The 25,850-nt window shown below is 58.4% G+C and carries 26 protein-coding genes; 22 read left to right on the top strand and 4 right to left on the bottom strand.

Going from position 1 to position 25,850, the window contains the following annotated elements; all coding sequences use genetic code 11:
* Positions 1-306 precede the first annotated feature (306 nt).
* The 10 genes from HMPREF0183_RS05320 to dapF all read left to right on the top strand — a co-directional run bounded on the left by HMPREF0183_RS05320 (position 307) and on the right by dapF (position 10,282).
* Positions 307-3,192 carry an FtsK/SpoIIIE family DNA translocase gene (locus tag HMPREF0183_RS05320; protein ID WP_005883623.1) on the top strand — a complete coding sequence of 962 codons (2,886 nt, stop codon included), beginning with the start codon at positions 307-309 and terminating at the stop codon, positions 3,190-3,192.
* A gap of 24 nt (positions 3,193-3,216) precedes the next feature.
* Complete coding sequence (gene pgsA, locus HMPREF0183_RS05325; RefSeq protein WP_245527114.1) at positions 3,217-3,939, top strand: CDP-diacylglycerol--glycerol-3-phosphate 3-phosphatidyltransferase; 723 nt, start codon at positions 3,217-3,219, stop codon at positions 3,937-3,939.
* Positions 3,929-4,444 carry a CinA family protein gene (locus HMPREF0183_RS05330; RefSeq protein WP_005883628.1) on the top strand — a complete coding sequence of 172 codons (516 nt, stop codon included), beginning with the start codon at positions 3,929-3,931 and terminating at the stop codon, positions 4,442-4,444. Before pgsA ends, HMPREF0183_RS05330 begins: the two co-directional genes overlap by 11 nt.
* Positions 4,445-4,544: 100 nt before the next feature.
* Complete coding sequence (locus HMPREF0183_RS05335; protein ID WP_005883630.1) at positions 4,545-4,871, top strand: helix-turn-helix domain-containing protein; 327 nt, start codon at positions 4,545-4,547, stop codon at positions 4,869-4,871.
* Between the two features lie 71 nt (positions 4,872-4,942).
* A complete protein-coding gene (locus tag HMPREF0183_RS05340) occupies positions 4,943-5,173 on the top strand; it encodes a DUF3046 domain-containing protein (protein ID WP_005883632.1) in 231 nt (76 codons plus the stop codon).
* Between the two features lie 188 nt (positions 5,174-5,361).
* On the top strand, positions 5,362-6,414 hold the full coding sequence (gene recA / locus HMPREF0183_RS05345; RefSeq protein ID WP_005883634.1) for a recombinase RecA: 1,053 nt from the start codon (positions 5,362-5,364) through the stop codon (positions 6,412-6,414).
* Between the two features lie 6 nt (positions 6,415-6,420).
* On the top strand, positions 6,421-6,972 hold the full coding sequence (locus tag HMPREF0183_RS05350; RefSeq protein WP_005883635.1) for a regulatory protein RecX: 552 nt from the start codon (positions 6,421-6,423) through the stop codon (positions 6,970-6,972).
* A 39-nt stretch (positions 6,973-7,011) separates the two neighbouring features.
* A complete protein-coding gene (miaB, locus tag HMPREF0183_RS05355) occupies positions 7,012-8,478 on the top strand; it encodes a tRNA (N6-isopentenyl adenosine(37)-C2)-methylthiotransferase MiaB (protein ID WP_005883637.1) in 1,467 nt (488 codons plus the stop codon).
* 2 nt (positions 8,479-8,480) lie between these two features.
* Positions 8,481-9,383 carry a tRNA (adenosine(37)-N6)-dimethylallyltransferase MiaA gene (miaA, locus tag HMPREF0183_RS05360; protein WP_005883639.1) on the top strand — a complete coding sequence of 301 codons (903 nt, stop codon included), beginning with the start codon at positions 8,481-8,483 and terminating at the stop codon, positions 9,381-9,383.
* A complete protein-coding gene (gene dapF, locus HMPREF0183_RS05365; protein ID WP_005883641.1) occupies positions 9,380-10,282 on the top strand; it encodes a diaminopimelate epimerase in 903 nt (300 codons plus the stop codon). The genes miaA and dapF overlap by 4 nt, the downstream gene beginning before the upstream one ends.
* Here the strand turns inward: dapF and HMPREF0183_RS05370 are convergent.
* Positions 10,254-10,883: a class I SAM-dependent methyltransferase gene (locus tag HMPREF0183_RS05370; RefSeq protein WP_005883643.1), complete on the bottom strand. Its 630-nt coding sequence runs from the start codon at positions 10,881-10,883 to the stop codon at positions 10,254-10,256. The genes dapF and HMPREF0183_RS05370 overlap by 29 nt on opposite strands.
* A gap of 63 nt (positions 10,884-10,946) precedes the next feature.
* Between HMPREF0183_RS05370 and hflX the strand changes: the two genes are divergently transcribed.
* Complete coding sequence (hflX, locus tag HMPREF0183_RS05375; protein ID WP_245527115.1) at positions 10,947-12,422, top strand: GTPase HflX; 1,476 nt, start codon at positions 10,947-10,949, stop codon at positions 12,420-12,422.
* A 5-nt stretch (positions 12,423-12,427) separates the two neighbouring features.
* The gene (locus HMPREF0183_RS05380) at positions 12,428-14,506 is read left to right on the top strand and encodes an ATP-dependent DNA helicase (protein WP_005883647.1); all 2,079 of its coding nucleotides are present in this window, start codon (positions 12,428-12,430) and stop codon (positions 14,504-14,506) included.
* Here the strand turns inward: HMPREF0183_RS05380 and lexA are convergent.
* The gene (lexA, locus tag HMPREF0183_RS05385) at positions 14,481-15,155 is read right to left on the bottom strand and encodes a transcriptional repressor LexA (protein ID WP_156798169.1); all 675 of its coding nucleotides are present in this window, start codon (positions 15,153-15,155) and stop codon (positions 14,481-14,483) included. The genes HMPREF0183_RS05380 and lexA overlap by 26 nt on opposite strands.
* 298 nt (positions 15,156-15,453) lie before the next feature.
* Between lexA and HMPREF0183_RS05390 the strand changes: the two genes are divergently transcribed.
* From HMPREF0183_RS05390 to HMPREF0183_RS05420, 7 genes are read left to right on the top strand one after another with little or no spacing between them, the layout of a single operon-like run.
* Positions 15,454-15,747, top strand: coding sequence for a LysM peptidoglycan-binding domain-containing protein (locus HMPREF0183_RS05390; RefSeq protein WP_005883651.1), 294 nt, complete (start codon positions 15,454-15,456; stop codon positions 15,745-15,747).
* A gap of 9 nt (positions 15,748-15,756) precedes the next feature.
* Positions 15,757-16,887 (top strand): histidinol-phosphate transaminase, encoded by a 1,131-nt coding sequence (locus HMPREF0183_RS05395; RefSeq protein WP_040348209.1) that lies wholly within the window; start codon positions 15,757-15,759, stop codon positions 16,885-16,887.
* Complete coding sequence (gene hisB / locus HMPREF0183_RS05400; protein WP_005883655.1) at positions 16,884-17,483, top strand: imidazoleglycerol-phosphate dehydratase HisB; 600 nt, start codon at positions 16,884-16,886, stop codon at positions 17,481-17,483. Before HMPREF0183_RS05395 ends, hisB begins: the two co-directional genes overlap by 4 nt.
* The gene (locus HMPREF0183_RS05405; RefSeq protein ID WP_005883657.1) at positions 17,480-18,076 is read left to right on the top strand and encodes a hypothetical protein; all 597 of its coding nucleotides are present in this window, start codon (positions 17,480-17,482) and stop codon (positions 18,074-18,076) included. Before hisB ends, HMPREF0183_RS05405 begins: the two co-directional genes overlap by 4 nt.
* On the top strand, positions 18,073-18,696 hold the full coding sequence (gene hisH, locus HMPREF0183_RS05410) for an imidazole glycerol phosphate synthase subunit HisH (protein WP_005883659.1): 624 nt from the start codon (positions 18,073-18,075) through the stop codon (positions 18,694-18,696). Before HMPREF0183_RS05405 ends, hisH begins: the two co-directional genes overlap by 4 nt.
* Entirely contained in the window at positions 18,693-19,436 is a 744-nt protein-coding gene (priA, locus tag HMPREF0183_RS05415; protein ID WP_005883661.1) for a bifunctional 1-(5-phosphoribosyl)-5-((5-phosphoribosylamino)methylideneamino)imidazole-4-carboxamide isomerase/phosphoribosylanthranilate isomerase PriA, read from the top strand. The genes hisH and priA overlap by 4 nt, the downstream gene beginning before the upstream one ends.
* Entirely contained in the window at positions 19,433-20,239 is an 807-nt protein-coding gene (locus HMPREF0183_RS05420; protein ID WP_005883663.1) for an SseB family protein, read from the top strand. Before priA ends, HMPREF0183_RS05420 begins: the two co-directional genes overlap by 4 nt.
* Here HMPREF0183_RS05420 and HMPREF0183_RS05425 read toward each other — a convergent pair.
* Positions 20,217-21,707, bottom strand: coding sequence for a catalase (locus HMPREF0183_RS05425; protein WP_005883665.1), 1,491 nt, complete (start codon positions 21,705-21,707; stop codon positions 20,217-20,219). The genes HMPREF0183_RS05420 and HMPREF0183_RS05425 overlap by 23 nt on opposite strands.
* 296 nt (positions 21,708-22,003) lie before the next feature.
* On the opposite strand from HMPREF0183_RS05425, the gene HMPREF0183_RS05430 reads away from it, so the two are divergent.
* Both HMPREF0183_RS05430 and HMPREF0183_RS05435 read left to right on the top strand, forming a co-directional pair.
* Entirely contained in the window at positions 22,004-23,197 is a 1,194-nt protein-coding gene (locus tag HMPREF0183_RS05430; protein WP_005883669.1) for a M20 family metallopeptidase, read from the top strand.
* A 91-nt stretch (positions 23,198-23,288) separates the two neighbouring features.
* Positions 23,289-24,875 carry an AbgT family transporter gene (locus tag HMPREF0183_RS05435; protein ID WP_005883672.1) on the top strand — a complete coding sequence of 529 codons (1,587 nt, stop codon included), beginning with the start codon at positions 23,289-23,291 and terminating at the stop codon, positions 24,873-24,875.
* Between the two features lie 84 nt (positions 24,876-24,959).
* On the opposite strand, the gene HMPREF0183_RS05440 is transcribed toward HMPREF0183_RS05435, so the two are convergent.
* The gene (locus HMPREF0183_RS05440) at positions 24,960-25,400 is read right to left on the bottom strand and encodes a hypothetical protein (RefSeq protein WP_005883674.1); all 441 of its coding nucleotides are present in this window, start codon (positions 25,398-25,400) and stop codon (positions 24,960-24,962) included.
* A 61-nt stretch (positions 25,401-25,461) separates the two neighbouring features.
* On the opposite strand from HMPREF0183_RS05440, the gene HMPREF0183_RS12950 reads away from it, so the two are divergent.
* Positions 25,462-25,710 carry a hypothetical protein gene (locus HMPREF0183_RS12950; RefSeq protein WP_005883676.1) on the top strand — a complete coding sequence of 83 codons (249 nt, stop codon included), beginning with the start codon at positions 25,462-25,464 and terminating at the stop codon, positions 25,708-25,710.
* Positions 25,711-25,850 lie beyond the last annotated feature (140 nt).

The following is a 25,850-nucleotide window of genomic DNA, read 5'->3' on the forward strand; positions in this document are numbered from 1 at the left end:
AGCAGCTGAAGCAGTGCGACGAATGCTCATTGAGAAATCCTTTACGTGAGGAGTATGGATCGTTCGTTAAGTGATTCTTGAGTCACTGTTAAGCAACGGAACCGATGTTACGCACAGGTTTACTCTTGGGTACGCTCACAAGTAACGATAGGAACAAAGCTCAGGAAACGTTAAACTTCAGGCCCCGCAACACCGCTGCAACCACCTCGGCGAGCCCCCGCTCCAGCCACACGCACCCATATAAAAGACGCGCCCACGCAACGTGAAATCCCGGACTTTGCTACGTAAAGATTTAAGGTAAATACCATGGCGACCAGTACGACTTCCCCCGCTACTGGTACAGGACGCCGGAAGCGTGGAGCCCCCACGCAGGCTACTGAACCCGCGGGTGAAAAGCAGAAAACTAACCCCGTAACCGGAACATGGATGGGCATGTCACGCATGGCCGGAGACCGCGCGCGCAAAGCGTTTAGCGAAGACCCCGAAACACCTACTCGCCGCGACGGCACAGGCTTCTTCCTCATAGGCCTGGCTGTTGTAGTCGCGGCATTCGAGTGGTGGAACATCCCAGGCGTGTTTGGCAACGCGGTGCGCGGAGTATTCGAAGGGACCTTTGGCCGAGTGGCCCTGGTCCTGCCTGTCGTATTCGTTCTCTACGCTGTGCGCCTCTTTATGCGCGGCAACGAAACCCGCCAGAACAACCGCATCCTGGTAGGAACAATTGCGCTTTTGGTTTCCGCCGCAGGCCTGGCACACATCGCCGCCGGCAACCCTAGCTTTGTCAACTCACGCGAAGCCATGGCAAACGGTGGGGGAGCGCTGGGCTACATCGTGTCTAGCCCTATAGTCACCGCTGCAACCGTGTATGTGGCCGTTCCAATTCTGGTGCTCGTTGCGCTCTTTAGCGTGCTGGTGATCACCGCAACACCAGTAGTCAAGGTGCCGGAACGTCTCGTTGGTCTCTATAACCGCCTCACCGGTGGAACCGCGGAACCTGCCACTGGCGCCGATGAAGAAGACGACACCAACGTCGACCTCGTCGCTACCAACCAGCGCACCTCGACCCTCAAACCTCTGGGACGCAAACGTCGCTCAAAGAAGGCCGACGGCGAAGAAACCACCCGCGCCTATGACAAGGCAACCATTGATGACACCTCGGGCAAGCACGCCGAGGCCGCCCCACCTGCCGCTGAAGACGCACCTACCCGCGTGCTCAACAGCGAGATCTACGACGTGGATCAAGACGTAGACGAGCCGAAGTACAAGCCTGGTCAGCGTCGCCCCACGAAGGCAGAACGGGAAGCCGCGAAACTCAAGCGCGACCAAGGTCTCGACGCCACACTGCCCGGCGAAACTGCAGACGTTAAGTCGCAAGAAGAAGCCGCCACCAGGGCAATTGATCGCAAACCTGACCCGGAAAACACGGTGCCCACTGTCAACACTCCGGCACCTGTCGCTACAGGAGAGTTGCCTCAACGCGTTGAACAGCTGGAACTCGCAGGTGACGTCACGTACACCTTGCCCGCCTCGGACTTGCTCACGGCCGGGCCACCGCCAAAGGAACGCTCGGAAGCCAACGACCGCGTGGTCGAAGCGCTTCGTGAAGTGTTTGAGCAGTTCAAGATCAGCGCCGCCGTTACGGGATTCTCACGCGGTCCAACCGTGACCCGCTACGAAATTGAACTAGAACCTGGTACCAAGGTCGAAAAGGTCACCGCGCTGGAGAAGAACATTGCATACGCGGTTGCCAGCGCCGATGTACGTATTCTGTCGCCCATTCCAGGCAGGAAGGCCATCGGTATTGAAATCCCCAACGCCGACCGCGAAACCGTGGCTCTGGGTGACGTTCTGCGCTCGCAGGCCGCACGTGGCACCGACAAGCCGATGGTCGTGGGTGTTGGTAAGGACGTTGAAGGTGGCTTCGTTGTTGCCGACCTTGCGAAGATGCCGCACTTGCTGGTGGCCGGTGCGACCGGTTCCGGTAAGTCGTCGTTCGTCAACTCCATGATCACGTCCATCATGATGCGTGCAACGCCTGATGAAGTGCGCATGATTCTGGTTGACCCCAAACGCGTGGAACTGACCATTTACGAAGGCATTCCACACCTCATTACACCCATCATCACCAACCCGAAGAAGGCTGCTGAAGCCCTCGAATGGGTGGTGCGTGAAATGGACGCCCGCTACGACGACCTCGCGCACTTTGGGTTCAAGCACGTACGCGAGTTCAACCAGGCTGTGCGTGAAGGACGCCTCACTCCACCGCCCGGCTCTGAACGCAAGCTGCAACCGTACCCGTACCTGCTTGTTGTGGTGGACGAGTTGGCTGACCTCATGATGGTTGCGCCACGTGACGTGGAAGCTTCGATTCAGCGCATTACGCAGCTGGCCCGTGCCGCCGGAATTCACCTGGTGCTTGCGACCCAGCGCCCATCCGTGGACGTTGTGACTGGTCTGATCAAGGCCAACGTGCCTTCGCGTCTGGCCTTTGCGACTTCCTCACTGGCCGACTCCCGTGTGATTTTGGACATGCCAGGTGCCGAGAAGCTCATTGGCCAAGGTGACGCCCTGTTCCTGCCTATGGGTAAGTCCAAGCCCATGCGTGTGCAGGGTTCGTGGGTCAACGAGTCCGAAATTGAAGAAGTGGTCAAGCACGTCAAGACCCAGCTGGCGCCTAACTACCGCGAAGACGTCCAGGCTACTGCTCCTAAGAAGCAGATCGATGAAGAGATCGGCGACGACATGGACGTTCTGCTCCAGGCCGCTGAGCTCGTCATCACCACGCAGTTCGGCTCGACTTCGATGTTGCAGCGCAAGTTGCGTGTTGGGTTCGCCAAGGCGGGACGCCTCATGGACCTCATGGAATCCCGCGGAATCGTAGGGCCATCCGAAGGGTCCAAGGCCCGTGATGTGCTGGTGAAACCTGACGACCTTGCAAGCACGCTGGCGTTCATCCGCGGTGACGCCCCGCCTGAAGGTTCGTCTGCTGACGCTGGCGGTGTTGAGGGTGCAGACGGCGACCAGGGCAATGCGCCATACGCGCAGGCCGCCGAGGTCGTTAACCCTGGTGACGCAAACTCCGCTGGTGACGGGGGAGCTGGCGAGTTAAAAGCCGGTGACATTGACCCCGAAACTGGTCTGGAAGTCGTGGAGGCTTCCAGCGAAGACGCATGGGGGCTGACCGGCCGTTAACCGATGGTCGATAAGCTTGGTTTTATGAGTACCCCAGACCGCAAACAGGGTCAGCCAGAAACCACCTCGGCGACGCACAAGGACAGCACCCCTGCCGCTGCCAAACGCACACGCATGCAACACGTGCCCAACGCGTTGACAGTCCTGCGCATCGTCATGGTGCCGGTGTTCGCTGTTTTGCTACTTATGCACGGCGGACAAGACCCCACGCTGCGGTGGTGGGCGCTGGCAATTTTCCTGCTGGCAATGCTTACGGACAAACTAGACGGCGACATCGCGCGTAAGTACGACATCGTCTCTGACTTTGGAAAACTCGCCGACCCTATCGCCGACAAAGCCCTCATGGCCGCCGCGTTCATTGGGCTGGCGATCGTGGGCGCTTTGCCGTGGTGGGTTCCCGTAGTGATTCTGGTGCGTGAAATTGGCATCACAGTGATGCGCATGTTCATGCTCAAATACGAAGTCATGCCAGCATCGCGTGGCGGGAAAATCAAGACCGTGCTCCAAACGGCCACCGTGGCTCTCTACATTGCTGCTCTGCCGCTGGCCGTCGTCACTTCCGCCGGTTTTATGTTTGCGTATGCGATCTTCGCCGGGTTTGCGCTTACTCTCACCATTCTGGTGACCGTAATCACCGGTGTCGACTACGTGGTTCAGGCGCAGAAGATTAAGAAGGAAGCAGGCCAGGGGAAGGTGGCTGGCGCCAACCCGACCACCGCCTCGGGCGAGGCCCCCAATGACCGTTGACCCTGGAAACCTGCCAACCCGAGTCATTCACGCGTACATGCAGCGCGGGCTCACGGTTGCAACGTGCGAATCCTTGACGGCCGGGCTGGTTGCCGGGACGTTGGCAACGGTGCCGGGTGCGTCGAAGGTGTTGCGTGGCGGGCTGGTGACGTATGCGACTGAGTTGAAAACGGCGCTGGCCGGTGTGGATGCTGAGCTTCTGAAAAAGTTCGGGGCAGTGGACGCCGAGGTGGCCCGCCAGATGGCGCGGGGAGCTCGGCGGGCGTGTACGGCAGATGTTGCAGTGGCCTGCACTGGGGTAGCAGGACCTGACCCGCAAGATGGCAAGCCGGTGGGCACCGTCTTTGTTGCCGTAGCGACCCGGGACGGCGAAGATGTGCGTGAGCACGCGTTTGAAGGGGACCGGGCGTCGATTCGGCGGCAGACTGTCGACGCGTGTTGTGAAGCGCTGTTGCGCATCATTTCCTGCAGACTTTCTTCAAATCCGGTGGAAGACCATCAGTGAGCTTTAGTGCGGAACTGTTCGCACTGTAGGGTTATTGGAATAAACCACGTCCCGGTACGGTTACACCTCTACACGTACCACGTCGCCTGAGGAGGCTGTTTTGACCCTGCTCCGTACCGAAATCGGCGACACCCTGCGCGTAGCGCGACGTCGTCAGAGTCGAACTCTTCGCGATGTCTCGACTGATGCACGTGTGTCGTTGGGGTACTTGAGTGAAATTGAACGCGGGCAAAAAGAAGCATCGTCTGAACTGCTCGCGTCCATCTGTGAGGCCCTTGACATGCCTGTGTCGGTTCTGTTGCGCGAAGTCGCTGACAAGATCGCGTTGTCTGAAGGAGTTCTGGTCCCAGATACAGTGCCGGACAACTTTGAAGAGATTGACGTGCCCCCAGAGGTAGCGAAGCGAGCTTTCGCACAGCAACGATAAGTTCTCGCGGTAGCGATAAGAGCGGTTTGGGGCGCGTGTGTGCCCCGCCGCTGGTAATAGGAAGGTCTTGTGTGCGCCACAGTGTCTATTGGGAGCTGATGAACGACGAATTCGGCTCGATTCGCGCAGCTTCGTTGCACACCGACCTCGCCTTGAGTTCACTAGGGTCCCTCACTGCTCAGGAAGCACTTGAACAGGGGGAGGACCCTAAAGTTGTGTGGCTTGCCGTGTGTGATGCCGCGGGTGTGCCGGAAAGTCGCCGTCTGGGGACAGATAAGAAGCCACACTCAAATCCCTTTTAACTCCTTTTAATTCGCGACACGCGGGCGGTTGCGCGCGCAATGTTCGAACATATGTTCAATTGTGGCGTAGGATGGTCCTGTGACATTCAGTGTGGCGAACGGAAGGGTTTTCCACATTTTTCTTTGTGAGGAATTTCTGTGTCAGTGCCTCCTCATAGAGTGCAACTAGACCATCACGAGGAGGAACTATGGCGACAAAGTCAAACAACACGAACGTCAGTGCCGACAACAAGCAGAAGGCACTCGAAACTGCACTCAGCCAGGTGGAACGCCAGTACGGAAAAGGCTCCATCATGCGCTTGGGTTCACAAGAGCGTCAGCCCATTGAAGCAATCCCAACCGGTTCGCTCGCACTCGACGTGGCACTGGGAATTGGGGGTCTGCCACGTGGTCGTGTGATCGAGGTGTACGGTCCGGAGTCATCGGGTAAGACGACTGTTGCGCTCCACGCCGTTGCAAACGCGCAGAAAGCCGGCGGTCTTGCCGCGTTCATCGACGCCGAGCACGCTCTTGACCCCGAATACGCAGCCAAACTGGGAGTCGACACCGATCAGCTGCTGGTTTCACAGCCAGATACCGGTGAACAAGCACTCGAAATTGCCGACATGCTCATTCGTTCAGGTGCGTTGGACATCATTGTGATCGACTCGGTCGCAGCGCTTGTTCCAAAGGCAGAAATCGAAGGCGAAATGGGTGACTCACACGTGGGTCTCCAAGCGCGCCTCATGTCGCAAGCCCTGCGTAAGATCACGGGTGCTCTCGCACACTCCAAGACCACGGCGATCTTTATTAACCAGCTACGCGAAAAGGTGGGGGTTTTCTTCGGTTCGCCGGAAACCACCTCGGGCGGTAAGGCGCTCAAGTTCTACGCCTCGGTTCGCCTTGATGTGCGCCGTATTGAAACCTTGAAAGAAGGCACTGACGCTGTGGGTAACAAGACCCGCGTCAAAGTGGTGAAGAACAAGGTTGCGCCACCGTTTAAGCAAGCCGAATTCGACATCATTTACGGTCAGGGGATCTCGCGTGAAGGTTCCATCATCGACATGGGTGTAGAAAACGGAATCGTGCGTAAATCCGGTTCCTGGTTTACCTATGACGGCGACCAGTTGGGGCAAGGAAAAGAAAACGTGCGAAACTTCTTGCGCGACAACCCAGAACTCGCCGACGAAATTGAGACCAAGATCCTTATGAAGCTTGGCATTATCGAAGACGAAGCCGAGGAACAGAAGCCTCAGGAGTGATAAACCGTGAGTAGCGCACATCTCATTGAATCGCTACAACAGTCGATCGACCAGATCGAGGCACAGGGTGCTCAGCCGGAACCTGACCCTCTGGCGCACGACCCGGAATACAAACAAACCAAGAAACGCGCTTTGAACATTCTGAGCGCGCGTGACTACTCGGTTGACGAGCTGCGCAAGAAACTCCTTGCGCGGGAGCACCCTGAGGACGCTGTTGAGCGCGTGCTGACCAAACTGCAACGAGCTGGGCTACTCAATGACCAGGAGTACGCGCAGAACTACGTGCGGGTGCACCGTGAAAAGCGGAACCTGTCCACGTCAGCTTTGCGGCGTGAACTGGTCAAACGTGGGGTAGCGGACAACCACATTCGTTTTGCCCTTGACCAGGTAGAAGACGAGCACGAGGTGGCTTTCGGGGTGGCGCTCAAGAAGGCGCGTTCGACCGTTGGCTTGCCACGCGAGAAGCGGATGCGACGTATTCTCGCGATGCTTGCCAGGCGCGGGTTTCCGCAAAGCATCAGCATGGATGTGACGTTGCGCGCACTCGATGAAACCTGAACGGTTGCGCCGTGGGCAGCCCTGTAGAATATAGGTCTGATGACTGACGTACTAAACCGCACCTATGAAGTGAAAACATATGGGTGCCAGATGAATGTTCACGACTCTGAACGGCTCTCAGGTCTCCTCGACGACGCTGGATACACACCAGCCGAGCCCAACGAACAAGCCGATGTCGTGGTGTTTAACACCTGCGCAGTGCGAGAGAACGCCGACAACCGCTTGTACGGGAACCTGGGCCGGCTCGCGGAAGTGAAGGAAACACACCCAGAACTGCAGATCGCAGTGGGTGGATGCATGGCGCAAAAAGACCGCGACACCATTGTGGAACGGGCGCCATGGGTGGACGTGGTGTTCGGAACCCACAACATGGGGTCACTTCCCGTGCTCTTGGAACGCGCACGCCACAACAAAGAAGCCCAAGTTGAGATCAAGGAAAGCCTTGAAGTTTTCCCATCAACACTTCCTACCAGGCGCGAATCAACCCACTCCGGGTGGGTCTCCATCTCCGTAGGGTGTAACAACACGTGTACGTTCTGCATCGTGCCGCACCTGCGCGGAAAAGAAAAAGACCGCCGCCCCGGTGACATTCTTGCTGAAGTCGAAGCCCTCGCTGCCCAAGGCGTTATCGAAGTGACCCTACTTGGGCAGAACGTGAACTCATACGGAACTGAATTCCGTGACCGTCAAGCATTCGGCAAACTGCTTCGCGCAGTGGGTAAAGTCCAGGGAATTGAACGCGTGCGCTTTACCAGCCCGCACCCGGCCGCCTTTTCCGACGACGTTATTGACGCGATGGCCGAAACACCTACGGTCATGCCACAGCTACACATGCCACTGCAGTCAGGGTCTGACACCGTGCTTAAAGCCATGCGCAGGTCCTATCGCACCAAGCGCTTCATGGGCATTCTGGACAAAGTGCGCGAACGCATTCCACACGCGTCAATCACCACCGACATCATTGTTGGATTCCCCGGAGAAACCGAAGAAGACTTCCAACAGACCATGGACGTAGTACGTGAAGCCCGCTTCACCCAGGCATACACGTTCCAGTACTCCATCCGTCCAGGAACCCCGGCTGCCGCCATGGAAAATCAGATTCCAAAAGACGTGGTGCAAGAACGGTTCGAACGTTTGGTCGCACTGCAAGACGAAATCGCATGGGAAGAAAACAAAGCGTGTGTAGGCAATCAAGTCGAAGTGCTGATCAACACAGGGCCCGACGCTCAACACGGACGCATGTCTGGTCGAGCACGGGACAACCGACTTGTGCACGTACGAGCTCAAGAAGGACTAGACGCTCGCCCCGGTGACATCGTCACCGCCACAGTAACCGAGGCGAAACCGTACTTCCTCATCAGCGACTCGGACTACACCGTGCGACGCACACCGGCCGGCGACGCGTGGGACCTATCCCAAGCAGAAAGTTGCGGGGCAACGGGAGGGGCTGCCTCCTCGGGACCCACAAACCTGGGGCTACCAACCATCCGAGTAGGAGCAAACTAGCCGTGACCGTCATCAATGTTGTGGGAGCCACCGCGACAGGCAAATCAGACCTGGCGATCACCCTGGCTCACCACCTCGATGGCGAAATCATCAACGCCGATTCCATGCAGTTCTACCGTGGCATGGACATCGGCACGGCAAAAGTTTCACCCGAACAACAAGCGGAAGTCCCACACCACCTGCTCGACATTTTGGAGGTCACGCAGGACGCCTCGGTCAGCGAATACCAGAGCAGAGCGCGTGCCCTGATCGACGAAATCCACCAGCGGGGGCGTACCCCCATCATCGTGGGTGGATCGGGACTCTACGTGCGCGCTGCTACCGACGTCATGAATTTCCCTGGTACCGATCCTGCCATGCGGGCCAGGCTGGAAGGTATCGCAGAGGCTGGGGCGCTTCACGACATGTATGCGATGCTCGAAGAACTCGACCCCAAAGCCGCCAGCACCATCAAACCCACCGACGCGCGGCGGATTGTGCGGGCACTCGAAGTGATTGCGCTGACGGGGGATACCTTCAGCTCTGAACTGCCCGAATACACGTACTACACGCCCACTATCCAGGTAGGGCTGGCGCAAGATCGCGAAACCCTGCACCAGCGCATTGCCGACCGTGTCCACCTCATGTGGGACGCCGGGTGGGTCGACGAAGTGCGCACCCTGCTCGACCAGGGTTTGCGGGATGGGAAAACCGCACGGCACGCAATTGGTTACGCGCAGATCATTGACTACCTCGACGGCAACATGACCGCCGACCTGGCCATCGACTCAACCGTCACCCGAACTCGCCAGTTCGCAAAACGCCAAGAGACCTGGTTCCGGCGCGATCCACGAATCCACTGGTTCGACGCTGCTGACCCGCACACCTCGAAGAACGCCCTTAACTACATCAAGGAGACAGCATGATTGACGGACAACTCGTCAAAGGCCACGGAACGGCCAACGACTTTGTTCTCCTGCACGACCCCAACGGTGAACACGAGCTCGATCCAGCTAGGGTGCGCGAACTCGCAGACCGCCGCACCGGAATCGGAGGAGACGGGGTCATTCGCGTGATCCGAAGTGAGGCACTGGGCGAAGAAGCCGGGGACGTAGCGCACGGTGCCGGCGCCGAATGGTTCATGGACTACCGCAACGCTGACGGCTCAATCGCCGAAATGTGCGGCAACGGAGTACGCGTTTTTGCCCACTACCTGCGGACATATGGCCTCGTGCAAGACCAGTCGTTTGCGGTTGGAACCCGAGCAGGCATCAAACACGTCACCGTGATTCCTGACCCATTGGGCGGGGATACGCCCTGGTACAAAGTCGACATGGGGAAGTGGCAACTGCCAGGTGGGGGCGAAGCCTTTGACGCCACAGTCGAAACCACAGGTGTTCGCGTAGCGCGTCCGGGATTGACCGTGGACATGGGAAATCCGCACACCGTGGTAGCGCTGGCCCACGCAGAAGAACTCCAGGCCGCCAAACTACACGAACCCCCGCACGTCGAACCCACTCCACCAGCGGGAACAAACGTTGAGTACATCGTGATCGAACCCGACAACGACCCCACCACCGGGACACTGCGAATGCGCGTACATGAACGCGGAGTCGGTGAAACCTATGCGTGCGGAACGGGAGCTTGTGCCTCGGCACTGGCTGCCTACGTGTGGGCCGGACGCGGCCCCCAAGCCCCAACCACATGGACGGTCCACCAACCCGGTGGAGCAGTCCGTATCGAGATCACAGGCGAAACTGTGGCGCTGTCAGGTCCGGCGGTCATCACGTACGAAGTCACACCTCGGGAACTTCCAAATTCCTAACCACCAACACGCGGAAGCCCTTGGCAGAAGCCTCCCTGCGCACATCCCAAGCCCCAGGCAGGTTCTCACTCATCCATGTGGCAAGCGAATCAGCTCCCAGGTTCTTCGACACGACGAGCCACGCCTCACCGCCGGGAACCAGACGCGGAAGCCACGTCAAAAGAAGCTCGTGCAACACGTCTTTGCCCACGCGAATGGGCGGGTTCGACCAGATCGCTGAAAACTGGACACTGTCCGGAATGTCCTGGGCAAGCACGGGAGTGACAGACGTCAGACCCGCAGCCTTGGCGTTCTCGCGGGTCAGAGACAAGGAACGCTCGTTGACGTCCAAAGCCCACACACGCACCTCGGTGTCGTCATCACGCGCTTCGAGGCCAGCTTGCAGGCTGATGGGGCCCCAACCGCACCCCAAATCCAAAATGTCTCCAGCCGGGGGAGCAGGCAGGTTCTTCAACAGCACTGTGGTGCCAGGATCCAGACGCGACGGAGAAAACACACCCGCGTCAGTGGTGACATCAACATCACGCCCGGCAAGACGCACCGTAATAGTGCGAGGCTTCGACACAGTGTGCGGTTGAGATGAGAAGTAGTGATCGTTCACCCCATCATGCTAAAGCACCAGTGTGAAACAATAATGTTCCTAACTATCTACAGAAAGAGCTCAATGCAATCAGATAAGCACCGCGAAATGATCGACAGGGTGCTGTCCCGAGCCTCCGACTCACTGACGGAAGACCACCTCGCAAGCGACGACTACAGTCAGCTTGACCTGATAGAACGTGAAGCACTACGGCGTGTCAGCGGGCTATCGACCGAACTTGAAGACATCACGGAAGTCGAATACCGCCAGATTCGACTCGAAAACGTGGTGCTCGCAGGAGTCTATTCAGGTTCCAGCGAAGAAGCCGAAACCTCACTTCGCGAACTCGCAGCGCTCGCCGAAACCGCCGGTTCACGCGTACTCGACGGGGTCCTGCAACGACGCGACACCCCAGACCCATCCACGTACTTAGGGCGTGGAAAAGCACAAGAACTGGCCGAGATCGTTGCCAGCGTGGGCGCCGACACCGTCATCACCGACACCGAACTCGCGCCTAGCCAACGCCGTGCGCTCGAAGACGTGGTTAAGGTCAAAGTCATTGACCGAGTCGCCCTGATCTTGGACATTTTTGCCCAACACGCCAAAAGCCGTGAAGGTAAAGCCCAAGTGGAGCTCGCGCAGCTGGAATACCTGCTTCCACGTTTGCGTGGTTGGGGTGAATCCATGTCCCGGCAGGCCGGTGGTCGTGTGGCCGGAGGTGCTGGAATCGGATCGCGTGGGCCCGGTGAAACAAAAATTGAGCTCGACCGTCGGCGTATTCGCACCCGCATGGCTAAACTGCGCCGGGAGATCAAGGCGATGGCGCCAGCCCGCGAGACAAAACGGTCCAACCGCACGCGAAACAAGGTGCCCAGTGTCGCCATTGTGGGCTACACCAACGCTGGCAAGTCCTCACTACTCAACCGGCTCACTGACGCCGGGGTCATGGTGAAAAACGAACTGTTCGCCACCCTTGATCCCACAGTCCGTCAAGCACACACAGCCGACGGGCGCGTGTTCACCTACACCGACACTGTGGGATTCGTGCGCAACCTGCCCCACCAGCTCGTTGAGGCATTCCGGTCCACGCTGGAAGAAGCCGCTGACGCCGACCTGCTGTTGCACATTGTCGACGCCTCACACACGGACCCACTCGCACAGATTAAAGCGGTTCACGAAGTCCTTGACGAGGCTCAAACGATCGACATCCCTGAACTCATCGTTTTCAACAAAGCCGATATAGCAGACTCAGACACTTTGGCGCGCGTGCTCAACACCTACCCGAACGCTGTTGTCGTATCTGCGCACACGGGGCAGGGCATCGACGAACTTCGCGAACGCATCGATGACCTGTTGCCGCGCCCATCCCACCACATCACCGCGCTCGTCCCGTTCGACCGGGGTGATCTCATCGCACGCGCCCACGACGAAGGCACAGTTGAGTCCGAAAAGTACACGGCTCAAGGCACGCTGCTTGTGGCCATGGTTGACCCTGACCTCCTGCACGAACTCGAACAGTTTCGCCAGCCAGACATGGTCGACCCGCAGACCTTTGGGTGAACCACATGAGCACAGACGTAGAACAACTCCTCGAAGCAGCCGTTGACGCGTTAGGCGGAACCCACCGAGAAGGCCAATCCACCATGGCCCAAGCGGTGTCGAGCGCCTTAGACAACCAAACACACCTGCTGGTGCAAGCAGGCACCGGAACGGGTAAGTCCCTTGGCTACCTGGTGCCCAGTGTCGAATACGCACTGCGAACCGGCGACCGGGTCATCATTTCTACCGCAACACTTGCCCTGCAATCGCAGATCATCCAACGAGACCTACCCAGGCTTGCGAAAACTGTCGGGTCCGTCACCGGGCGGAAACCCACCTCGGCGGTTCTCAAAGGACGCCGCAACTACGTGTGCCTCCACAAGCTGGGAGGCGGGTACCCCGGCGATGAAGAGTCCGCCCTGTTTGACGTTGGCGCTGACATTGAAGGACGCCGAGGTGGCTCAATGACCGCGACCGAAGCCGAGATCGCGCGGATCAGGGAGTGGGCCGACGTGACCGCGACGGGGGACCGGGACGACTTGGTTCCTGGTGTTTCCGACCGCACGTGGTCGCTGGTTTCCGTGAACTCGTTCGACTGTTTGGGTTCCACATGTCCCATGTTTGAGGAGTGCTTTGCCGAACGTGCCAAGAACACGGCGGCGGATGCTGACATCGTGGTGACCAACCACGCGCTCTTGGCTATTGAGGCACAAGGGGAGCAGACGGTGTTGCCGGAACATTCGGCGGTGGTCATTGATGAGGCGCACGAACTGCGCGACCGGGTGACAGGTGCTCTCACCGGGGCCGTTACGCACGCTCTGCTGAGTGCCGTTGCGTCGACAGTTAAGAAGCACACGGCCGCAACGGCGGACACCATTCAGGCACTCACCAAGGCCAGCGACCAGTTTGCTGCGGCCTTGGAAGAACACGATCCTGGCCTGTTGCGCGTGTGGCCGGAAGACCTAGGTGATGCCCTGTCAGCGGTGCATGACGCTCTGCGGGATTTGAGTTCGCAGGTTGGGCCAGCGTCCAAGGAATCTGAGCCCGACGCCGGTAGGCACATGGCACGCGCACGCCTTGACGAAGCTTTTGAGCTGGTTGAACGGCTATTGGATCGAAACAGCAACGATGTTGCGTGGATATCGACGAACACGTTTAAAGAAACCACCACAATATCGCTCATGGTGGCGCCGTTGAGCGTCGCAGGGACGTTGCGGAACGGGCTCTTCGCTGAGTCCACAGTGGTGGCGACATCCGCGACGCTGGCGTTGGGTGGAAAGTTTGAGCCGGTTGCGGCTGCTCTGGGTTTGGCGGGTGAAGAAGCCCCGCGGTATGACGCGATCGACGTGGGTAGCCCGTTTGACTACCAGAAACAGGGGATCCTGTACGTGGCCGGACATTTGCCCAAACCTGGCAGGTCTGGGGTCAACGTTCAGGTTTTGGATGAAATCGTGGAGCTGATTGAAGCGTCCCGAGGTGGTGCCCTGGGACTGTTTTCTTCGCGCCGTGCCGCTGAAGAGGCGGCACAGTACGTGCGGGAGCGCACGCGCTACCAGGTGTACTTGCAGGGTGAAGACACGCTTTCGGTGCTGGTGAGGGACTTCGCGGCCGATGATTCGGCTGTTCTTTTTGGCACCATGTCGCTGTGGCAGGGTGTGGACGTTCCGGGGCTAACAAACAGGTTGGTGCTGATTGACCGGATACCGTTTCCACGCCCTGACGATCCCTTATCGCAGGCACGCACGCAGGCAGCCGCGGCCCGAGGTGCGAATGGGTTCATGGCCGTGTCGGCAACGCATGCTGCGTTGCGTTTGGCTCAGGGGGCTGGGAGGCTGATTCGCACGTCACAGGACCGCGGCGTTGTTGCGTTGCTCGATTCACGTGCGCGTACTGCCGGCTATTCGACGTTCCTGCTCGATTCGCTTCCGCCACTGTGGCGGACCACTCATTCTGGTGTGGTGAAACAGGCGCTGGAGCGTTTGGCAACGGGCGTTGTGGCAACTGGCACTGCAGAAACCGCGACGGGGGAAGCAGGCGCTCAGGGCGCCGACGCCGCGGCTGGGAAGATCAGTGAGGACTCTACACGCGACGAATCACGGCAGTGACGAGACCCATGATGAGCGCGTGATCGCCGTCGATGGGTTCGTAATCCTTGTTTTGTGGCAGTAGCCACTGTTTGCCACCTTCACGCTTGAGCGTTTTCACGGTGGCTTCGTTGTCAAGAAGAGCAGCCACGATTTCGCCGTTGTTGGCCGTGGACTGCTTGCGCACCACTACCCAGTCGCCGTCACAAATGGCGGCGTCGATCATGGAGTCGCCCACAACCTGTACAAGGAACATTTCGCCTGAACCCACAACCTGGCGGGGGAGTGCGAAGACGTCTTCGACATGTTGTTCGGCGGTGATGGGGCCACCGGCGGCAATACGCCCAACGACCGGAACCAACGCAGTGTTTGCGGAGGTTTCTGGTGTCATCTTGTCGTTGTACTCGATTTCGTTAGGGTTAACGACTTCAAGTGCCCGAGGTCGTTTAGGGTCACGGCGAACGTATCCCAGGCGTTCGAGCTGGTTCAGCTGGTGTGCCACGGACGACAGTGATGCGAGCCCGGCTGCCTGGCCGATCTCACGCATGCTCGGAGGGTAGCCGTTTGTGTAAACAGCGTGTTCAATGCATTCGAGGACTTGGCGTTGACGTGGGGTGAGTCGCCTGTCGGTTCGTGAAACCGAGTCTTCTGGTAGTGAACGCGAGTGCATCGATTCTTGTTCTTGGATGTCTGCAATGACGCTTTCGTTGCGAGGGCGTCCCCGGCCTCGCTTTGCCTTCTCTGCCACTTTTCCTCCCAATGTGTGACTGTTTGGCCTTCTGACCTGGTCAAACGTCTGATCTAAAAACTGTGTCAGACCCTCCTGCGAGAGTCGGACATGCAAGTAAATGAGATCGCGTTCGAATCTATTTTCACACATTTGTTCGAGAAATAGTAGACATCTGTTCGAATGTCATGTTCAATAGAACATAGATTCGATAGAACGCCAGTTCGAATGGAGGATTGACATGATGCGAGTAGCTCGCATATACGCATTTCGCCGGCTCGTGGTTGTGGCTGCTTTAGTTGTTGCAGCTTTCGCAATCACCTTGGCAGTGTTGCCGGCGCAGGCTTCTGAAAATGAGAACGCGGCACCCACGGTGACCGTGACGGTGAAAGCAGACCAGTCGCTGTGGACGATTGCTCGGGAACACGGTGGTGGCGAGCCTACCGACAAAGTGGTCAAGCAGATTCAAGCGATTAACGGACTCGAAGGTTCGCTAGTTCGACCCGGCCAAAAGCTCGAAGTTCCATCACGTTAAACTCAAGGCGTGGTTGAAAATCTCCCGGTTCGAAGCGATTTGCGCGGCGCAAAGCCTTATGGTGCGCCGGTGCACGACGTGCCCGTGCGTCTCAACGTCAACGAGAACTCATATGACGTTCCCCCTGCTGTTGTTGAGGCGTTGCAAAAGAACATTGGAGAACAGCTTCAACATCTCAATCGCTACCCTGATCGTGAGTTCACGCGACTACGCGAGCTACTGTCGCAGTACCTGTCGACAGTGCTGCAAAAGCAGGGCAACGGTGCCCTCACACAGATTCCGCCCGAATGGATCTGGGCGGCAAATGGCTCAAATGAAGTGCTGTCACACATTGTTCAAGCGTTTGGCGGACCAGGGCGTACCGGCCTTGGATTTGAGCCCAGTTACTCAATGCACCCTCTCATCACAACCTCAACGGGCGCCACATGGATCAAGGCTTCACGTAACGCAGACTTCACGCTTGACGTAGACACCGCAGTCCGTGAAGTACGCGAGCACAAACCAGATGTCACGTTTATCTGCACCCCCAACAACCCTACCGGGTGTTCGACACCGCTTGAGGTGGTAGAAGCGGTGTTGCAGGAAACGGAAGGAATCGTCATCGTCGACGAAGCCTACGCAGAGTTCGCGCGGCCTGGATTCCAAACTGCCCTAGACCGTCTTCCAGACAATCCTCGGCTGGTCGTCTCACGCACCATGAGTAAAGCGTTCGCATTTGCCGGTGCGCGAGTCGGATACGCCGTGGCACACCCAGATTTCATTGATGTTCTACGCTTGGTGCGCTTGCCGTATCACCTATCGAGTCTGACTCAGGCGGCAGCGTGCGCAGCGCTTGAACACACGCCAGCGCTTCTAGCCAACGTGGAACGCCTGATCGAATCCCGCAACGCCATGAGCCAAGCGTTGACTGGCCTGGGGTACTCGGTCGTGCCAAGTGACTCCAACTTCCTGATGTTCGGAAACATCACAGACCCGCAGGCCATGTTCGAAGAGCTCCTCGCACACGGCGTCCTGGTGCGGAACAACGGTATCCCCGGACACTTGCGCGTTAACGCAGGAACTGACTTCGAAACCACGGAATTTATCCGCGCGATCACAGAAGTGACTCGCACCCACCCTCACCTCCAAGGACAGGCATGACCCGCACAGCAACGGTTACTCGAACCACCTCGGAATCTGACGTTACCGTCACGCTCAACCTCGACGGCGCGGGAACCTCAACAGTCTCCACAGGCGTTCCTTTCTTCGACCACATGCTCACGGCACTGTCTAAACACTCGTGCATCGACATGGACATCAACGCATCCGGTGACACCCACATCGATGTACACCACACTGTGGAGGACACCTCGATCGTGATAGGTCAAGCGCTCAAGGAAGCGCTGGGCACCAAGGCTGGAATCCGCAGGTACGGGCACGCATATGTCCCACTCGATGAAAGCTTGGCCCGGGCAGTGGTCGATATTTCAGGGCGACCGTACTTCGTCCACTCGGGTGAACCCGAAGGCCAGCAGTATCACTTGATTGGCGGGCACTTCACTGGGTCAATGGTGGGGCACGCGTTAGAATCGCTGAGTGTTTCGGCGGGACTGACAACCCACGTCACCTTGCTAGCGGGACGCGACCCGCACCACATTGCCGAAGCGCAGTTCAAAGCTTTCGCGCGAGCACTGCGCACAGCAGTTGAACCTGACCCGCGCACCGACGCCATTCCGTCCACAAAAGGAGCCCTGTGAGCCGAACTGTCATCGTCACCCCGTTTGGATTGCCCAAACAGCTTGCCGCTGCGTGCAAGCTCAACAACATCGACGGGTACGTCGTCCCAGTGGGCGATTTTTCCGCAGTTGTACAGCAGTCATCCTCGACCGAGGAAGGAAACCGGGCGGCCTCGGCGATTTCCAAACTGGCCGGCAAACACGAAGTCCTGTTGCTCACCCGCGCCGATGAGCATATCGACGCCGGGCACTACCGCAACGGGAAACGGGAAGCCGATGTTCCAGCCGGACTGGCGCTGAACAACCTTCCAGAAATCGTCGAAAAGGTGCTACTCGAATCGGTCGAACCTGAAAACGCTGAGGGCGCTATTAACGTCACGGCGATGAGCAGGTACGAAGCATCGGCAGCCACCATGACGCCGGAACGCGCAGCCCTTGCGCGTACCGCGTTGCTGTGGATGGTCGTGGCGCTCGTCGGTTTCATCGGAATCGTGCTCGGTGCACTCGTGGCGCTCAACATCAACCCAATCGCATGGGCCGGTGTCGTAGTCGCCTCGTTGATCTTTGGGTTCTCGCTCTACCGCATCAATGCACTGCTAGCGAGACGCTCATGACACAGGTGGTGGTGCTGGACTACGGATCGGGAAACGTCCGCTCCGCAGTTCGCGCGCTCGAATCGGCAGGTGCACACGTCACGCTCACGAGTGGCCGTGACGCCGCACTGGAAGCAGAAGGCCTGGTGATCCCCGGGGTTGGAGCGTTCAACGCAGTCATGGAGGCTCTCGAACGTGTGGAAGGCCACGACATTGTGCGAACCCGCCACCAGCAGAACAAACCCACCCTGGGCATTTGCGTGGGCCAACAAATCCTCTTCCAATCCGGAACAGAGCACGGAATTACCACCTCGGGCGTGGCACTGTGGCCGGGCACGGTCACTCACCTCAACGCCCCAGTAGTCCCACATATGGGATGGAACACCGTCACCCCGGCGCCAGGGTCAGCAATGTTCGCAGGCGTCGAGAACGAACACTTCTACTTCGTGCACTCATACGCGGCACACACGCCCGTGCCCGGAGCGCTCAACACCACAAGCACCCATGGCGAACAGTTCATCGCGGCTGTGGAAGACGGACCCACCTGGGCAACCCAGTTTCACCCGGAAAAATCGGGTGACGCTGGACTCACCCTCTTAACTAACTGGCTGAAGCACGTTCGCAGCAAGGAGAAACAATGACCAACCTCGTAGACTCAGCGAAACTGACCCTACTGCCCGCCGTTGACGTATCCGACGGTCGCGCGGTTCGTCTGGTGCAAGGGGAAGCGGGCACCGAAACCGAATACGGCTCGCCTATCGAAGTCGCGGGCACGTTTGAAGAACAAGGTGCCGAATGGATCCACTTGGTTGATCTTGATGCCGCGTTCGGGCGCGGATCCAACCAGAAGCTGCTCGAACAGGTGACAAAATCCCTGTCCATCAAGGTTGAGGTGTCAGGTGGAATTCGGGATACCGAAAGCCTCGAACGGGCGCTTGACACGGGTGCAGAACGCGTCAACATTGGCACTGCCGCGCTTGAGAACCCGGAATGGACCGCACAGGTGATCAACGATTACGGGGACAAGGTCGCGGTTGGCCTGGACGTGCGTGGAACAACCTTGGCTGCTCGCGGGTGGACCCGTGACGGTGGCGATCTGTGGGAAGTGTTGGCAACCCTCGAGGAAGCAGGGTGTTCACGGTATGTGGTCACTGACGTCACCAAGGACGGTACCCTGCGCGGCCCTAACACGGAACTGCTCAGACAGATCGCGGAAAGGACCCAGAAGCCGCTCGTGGCGTCAGGCGGAATTTCGTCGCTGGACGATATTGCGGCACTGCGTGAGCTGGTGCCGGTGGGAGTCGACTCGGCGATCGTTGGAAAGGCACTGTACGCCGGAAAGTTCACGCTGCCGGAAGCTCTGGACGTCGCCAGCGAATGAGCCAGAAACACGAACGCGAGTCCGGAGGCATGGGCGAAACCCCCGCCAACACGGCTGACTCAGCGGGCACACCGTGGGCTGGACGCGACCTCAAACCCAACCCGTTTTCCGGTGACACGGGTGAAGCTGATCAGGAGCTTCTCGACGCTCTCGCTGCTGTTCATACGAACCCGTTTGAACCCGCGTTGCACCAGAAAGTCATTGGGGCGCTACGTGAAAAACGCGTGTACGCGCCGGTGCTACCCACTGCGGTTGAACACACCACTGACGAACGCGGGCTCGTTCATGACAACAAAAGTGAAATGGCTATGGTGCGTTTGGCTGCCGCTGACGGCCGTGAATGCACCCCAGCCTTCACCGATATCCCCGCGTTGACTGGGTGGCATGCTAAGGCACGCCCCGTGCCCACTCAAGCCGAACGCTTAGGGGCCGCCGCGGTTGAAGAAGGCGCACAGCTCGTGGTTCTTGACCCTGGAAGCGACCGGGCGTTCCTGATCCGCCGGCCAGCTCTGTGGGCGTGGCTCCAGGGGAAAGATTGGATGCCAGCGTGGGCCAACCCGCAGGTGGTCAACGCGGTTGCGCATGTAGCTGGGCGCCACAGTTGGATTGAGTCAGTAGCCGTGGGTGTGGGCTCAGCGAACGTGTTGACCTCCGGTCCCGAGGTGTCCCTCACCGTCCGCGTGAATCGGGAGCCCCAGCCGCAGGAAGTTCAGGCGTTTAACGGGGAGCTGAGTCAAACCGAGCACGTTGTTGAGCTGGTTGACTCGCTCACCATGAGTTTTACTGACGCTCAGCGCGCGTAGCGGTTACTACAGACTCCACACGTGCGCCCAGTTCGGCGTCAACGTTGCGCCAGTACTGGAAGATGCGGGGGAGCAGCTGGTCATCTGTTACTGCCATGACGTGCCCGGCGATGTTGCCCACGAGGCGGTCGCGAGCGGCGTCGTCGAGGACGTTGCGGACCAGGTCGCCTGCCTGATTGAAGTCCCCGTCGTTTTCCCGCAGGGTGGCGGCGGCACGCACTGCATCACCTGAGAACGCGGTGATGTTCAGTTCGGTGACTCGTGCGGGGTCAGCCTGTGGGCCACCGTACGTGTTGGTGGCGTATTCGCCCATTTCTTTGGGGTAGTTTTCATGCGTCATGGCGCCGTCGCGGCTGTAGCTACGTTTGGTGGCTGCGCGTGGTTTGTTCACGGGCAGTTGTGCGTAGTTGGGGCCGATCCGGTGACGGTGAGTGTCTGGGTAGCTGAACAGACGCCCCATGAGCATTTTGTCTGGTGATAGTCCTGTGCCAGGAACCAGCGAGGACGGCGAGAACGCAGCCTGCTCGATTTCAGCGAAGAAGTCTTCTGGATTGCGATTCAGCGTCAAGGTGCCCACCTTGATGCGTGGGTAGTCCTTCTTCGATACCGTCTTGGTGACGTCGAAAATGTTGGTGTGGTAGTTCAGCCCTTCTTCATAAGGGATCACCTGAACCTCAAGGTCCCAGCTGGGGAAATTGCCTTCTTGGATCGCTTCGAAGAGGTCGCGGCGGTGGAAATCGGCGTCCACGCTGGCCATTTGGTCGGCTTCGTCTTGGGAGAAACCTTCGTGGCCGTACTTTTCAATAAATGCAGGCTTCTGTTGGGAAATGAAGTGGTACTTCACCCAGAAACGTTCGCCTTGTGCATTGATCCACTGGAACGTGTGTGAACCGTACCCGTTTTGTTCACGCCACGAACGTGGGACACCTCGGTCACCCATGAGGTACGTGACCTGGTGTGCTGAAGCTGGGTTCTGTGTCCAGAAGTCCCACTGCATAGTGTTGTCACGCAGGCCAGAGTCAGACCTGCGTTTCTGCGAGTGAATAAAGTCAGGGAACTGGATCGCGTCACGAATAAAGAACACAGGGGTGTTGTTGCCAACGATGTCCAGGTTGCCCTCTGTGGTGTAAAACTTCAGCGCGAACCCGCGAGGGTCGCGCCACGTGTCAGGCGAGCCCTGCTCGCCGGCCACTGTCGAAAACCGGGCTAACACCTCGGTCTTAGTACCTGGCTGAAACACGGCCGCGCGGGTGAAAGAAGATACGTCGTCAGTGACCGTGAATGTTCCAAAAGCACCGCCACCCTTCGCGTGAACGACGCGTTCAGGCACGCGCTCGCGGTCAAAGTGGGCGAGCTTTTCAATCAGGTAGTGGTCTTGAAGAAGGATGGGGCCATCTGGGCCCAAAGTTAATGAGTGCCGGTCCGAACCAACTGGGATTCCGAAGTCGTTGGTCGTGAAGTTTTCCATGAACTCTCCTGGTGGTGGCGGACCTACTGGGTGTTCGAGTCTACCAGCTGGGTGATCGCGGGTGCATATCAATGGTTCCTGTGATGTCGCTGAGTGAGACGCGCCGAACGGTCGTTCCTAAAAGGGTTCACTGCGAGTAGGATCACATCATGGAATTTCGATGAACGAACCTTTCGGCGCCCATTCCACCGTCGACGCACTACGCCGACGAGATCGCCCGCGCCACCGCGGAACGTGCCTCGCAGCAGACGTATGAACCACCTCGGGGTGGGGGAGCGCCTGACACGTTTGCGCAGGTGGTCAAGCAGGAGTTGGACAACGTAACCGACGACCTGCACCAATTGTCTGCGCGGATTCACCAGCTTGCTGAGACTGCGTTTGAGGAGCGGGAAAGTGCGCAGGCGATCGTTGAGTTGTTGCGGGCGCACGGCATAGACGCGCAAACGGGAGTGTACGGGGTGGAAACCGCCGTGCTCGCCGAGGTGGGTGATGGAGGTCGCACCATCGGAATCCTGGCCGAGTACGACGCGTTGCCGGAGATCGGTCACGCGTGCGGGCACAACGTCATTTGTGCGACCGGGGTGGGGGCGTTCTTGGTGCTTGCCCGGGCGCATGCGAAGGCGCAGTTGCCGGGGAAGGTGGTCCTGCTGGGCACGCCCGCTGAGGAGGGACACACCGGCAAGGAGTATATGGCGCGGGAAGGCGCGTTCGACTCGCTCGACGCGGCCATTATGCTCCATGGGTACGGCTACGACTGTGCCGACCAAGTATGGCTGGGTCGTCGCACACTTACGGTGACGTACAAGGGAGTGCCGGCACACGCCTCGGCTCAGCCCTTCATGGGACGCAACGCGCTGGACGCGGCCATCATGTTCTACCAGGGGTTGGGGTTGCTGAGGCAGCAGATGCCGCCAATTGACCGGATCCACGCGGTTATTCCGGAAGGTGGCACGCGCCCGTCGATCGTCACTGAAGAAGCGCAAGTTCAGGTGTACGTGCGGTCGAAGTTCCCGGAGACGCTGAAGGACTTGTCCGAACGTGTGCACGACGTAGCGCAGGGCGCGGCGTTGATGACGGGTACGGGAGTCGAGATGCAATGGGATGTGCACCCGCCAAGTCTGCCGATTCGCACGAACCAGCCACTGACCGACAGGTGGGTGAAGCACCAGAACACGGTGGGACGGTCGCCGTTGCCGGCGGGCGTGCTTGACGAATCGATTGCTGCGTCGACGGACTTTGGGAACGTGTCGTACCGCGTGCCGGGGATCCACCCGTTGCTCAAGATCTCAGACGAATCGGCGGCGTTGCACACGCGTGCGTTTGAAGCGGCTTCTGGGTCTGAGAGCGCGTTGCAAGGCGTTGTGGACGGGGCGTACGGCCTGGCCATGACAGCTGCTGATTTCTTGTTTGATGACGAACTCGCCGCGAGTGTGACTGCCGACTTTGAAGCTGCCGGAGGTCGGATGGACGTTCCCAACTTCTTCAACTGACGGTTACTTAATTCGAAACTAACTAACTACAGACCAATCCACTTGAACACGAAAACTTCGTACTTATAGACCTACAAACCTTGGAGACACAATGAGTAGTGCCACCAACTCGACTAAGGACGCCAAGCCTTCGCTGTCCGTGCGAATGCTCGAAGGTGTTGAGAAAGTCGGAAACAAACTTCCTGAACCATTCACCCTGTTTCTAGTCCTGTTCCTCCTTACCGGAGTCGTGTCCACCGCCATGGCGATGGCCGGTGTGTCCGTTGAGGTCCCAGGAAAAGAAGGCCCAGAAACTATTGCGATTAAGGGCTTGTTCACGGGTGAGGGGCTGGCATGGTTCACCACGATGCTGGGCGACAACTACATTGGCTTCCCGCCGCTGGTAACGGTTCTGCCGATTCTGCTGGCCGTTGGTGTGGCTGAAAAGACCGGAATGCTGGCGGCTATGGTGCGCGTGGCGTTCGGATCTTCGCCACGTTGGCTGTTGCCCTACGCTGTGGGGGTCGTCGGTGTGACCGGATCCATCATGGCTGACTCGGCCTTCGTGGTGATCCCGCCACTTGCCGCGCTGGTGTTCAAAGCGGCGGGTCGTCACCCCGTGGCTGGTCTGCTGGGAGGGTTCGCGGCAGTGGGCGCCGGTTACTCCACCGCGCTCGTACCCACCTCGCTGGACGCTTTGTTCGCAGGGATTACCACCTCGGTCATGAACACCCTGCCGGGGCAGGAGTACGCGGCGGTCAACCCGGTGTCGAACTATTGGTTCAACATTGCGTCGTCGATCGCGTTGGCGATTGTGTGTGGGTTCATCATTTCCCGTGTGTTGGAGCCGCAGCTTGAACGCATTAACTCCCCGCGTGAAAAGGTGGAAGACGCTGAAGCTGTCGAAGGTGAGGGCGAGGAACTTTCGCAGTACCTCAAGCCGGCTGAGAAGAAGGCGCTCATTGCGTCACTGATTTTCGGTGCGATTCTGACGGTGATCTTGCTGTGGGCCGTGCTGATTCCGAACTCGCCGTGGCGAAATGAAGACGGTGGCTTCCTGCCTCAGTCGCCGTTGTTGTCGTCGATCGCGTTTATTGTGTTCATCTACTTCATGGGGATGGGTGTGGTCTACGGTGTGGTCGTTAAGACTGTCACCAAGATGGCCGATGTGGTCGACATGATGGGCAAGGCGCTCATCGACATGATTAGCTTCCTGGTGCTGGCGTTCATCCTGGGGCAGTTCATTGCGCTGTTTAACTGGACGGGGATTGGGTCGTGGATTGCGGTGACTGGCGCCGAGGGGCTCAAGGCCGCGAACCTGACCGGGTTCCCCGTGATCATTGGCTTCATCCTGCTGGCCAGTGTGCTGAACTTGTTCATTATTTCTGGGTCGTCCATGTGGACGATCATGGCGGGTGTGTTCGTGCCCATGTTCGCTTTGATTGGGTTGGAGCCGGCGTTTGTGCAGGCGGCGTTCCGTGTGGGTGACTCGGCGACGCAGGTGATTACGCCACTGAACCCGTACATGATTGTGATTCTGGGGCTATTGCGTAGGTACGAGCCCGAGGCGGGAATCGGTACCTTGGTTTCGCGCATGTTGCCGTTCGTGATTCCGTTCTGGATTACGTGGGCGGCGTTGCTGGCGGTGTGGTACTTCCTGGATCTGCCACTGGGACCAGGAAACGGCATCTTCCTGTAAGGGTCGTGGTCTTGTAGGCGCGAGGGCGTCTCCCGTTAGGGGAGGCGCCCTTTGTGCTGGGTGGTTTTGTCTTCTAGCTGTCGGCTAAATCGAAGCCGCCAGGTCTTTTAATTCTTGCTGCTGGGAGTCAAGGTCTTCAATCTCCCACTTCTTGCTCGGGTCTAGCGTCTCGACGACCTGTGCCATTTCAACACTATCGTGAAGTTCGTTCATATCCAGTTGCCAGAAAGTCTTAGTGTCATGCGTTGAAACAACGAGTATGAATAGCTTCATGGTCTTGGTGCTTCGGACTGGCAAGCAAACCGGAACGACTACACGTTGCTCACCGGTTTGGAAATGGCGATTGGCTGCTTCGCGAATGTTCGACGCCAAGGTATCACCCAGAGCTGGAATAATGACTGGCATAGTTTTAACGCCCAGTCGCTCCATGAGGCGGGCACGCTCGCCGTTTTCGTCAAGGAACGAACGAAACAGTTGCGCAACCGCCGTACGCGCGCTGTAGTGTCGTTTTTTCACTTCGCTCATTGTTTACCGGCCTCCCAACGCTCAAGGTAGACAAACGGATACAACATCTCATAATAGTGCTGTGCCACGTGTCAGTGCGTCTCACCTGCTCAAAATTTGCCATGCCGCCCTTGAGCTGACGACACCGGTTATACGCTTCGTGTTCGGGGGTGACATTGAGCATGAGAGCAAACTGCTCCACCGTATCGTCAGAGCCACGCCACTCCCGAACATGCAAAACAGTGCCGAATTCAGCCATATCGATACGGTCCTCAATGACTTCGGCCGTTTCATCGGGGTCAGGGTAGGGTACCGCGTCATCTGGCGATAGGCTCATGTCTGCCAGACGATAGTTCTTCTTATTAATGTTGGGCGGCATGTTTGGATAGTTTAGTGGGCTTTACGTTACGTACTAAAACCAGCACTCCTCCCAATCGCACCTTAGTGATTGGCGCGCGCTCCACTGAAGGG

The sequence above is a fragment of the Brevibacterium mcbrellneri ATCC 49030 genome (assembly GCF_000178455.1).
Classification (GTDB): Bacteria; Actinomycetota; Actinomycetes; order Actinomycetales; family Brevibacteriaceae; genus Brevibacterium; species Brevibacterium mcbrellneri.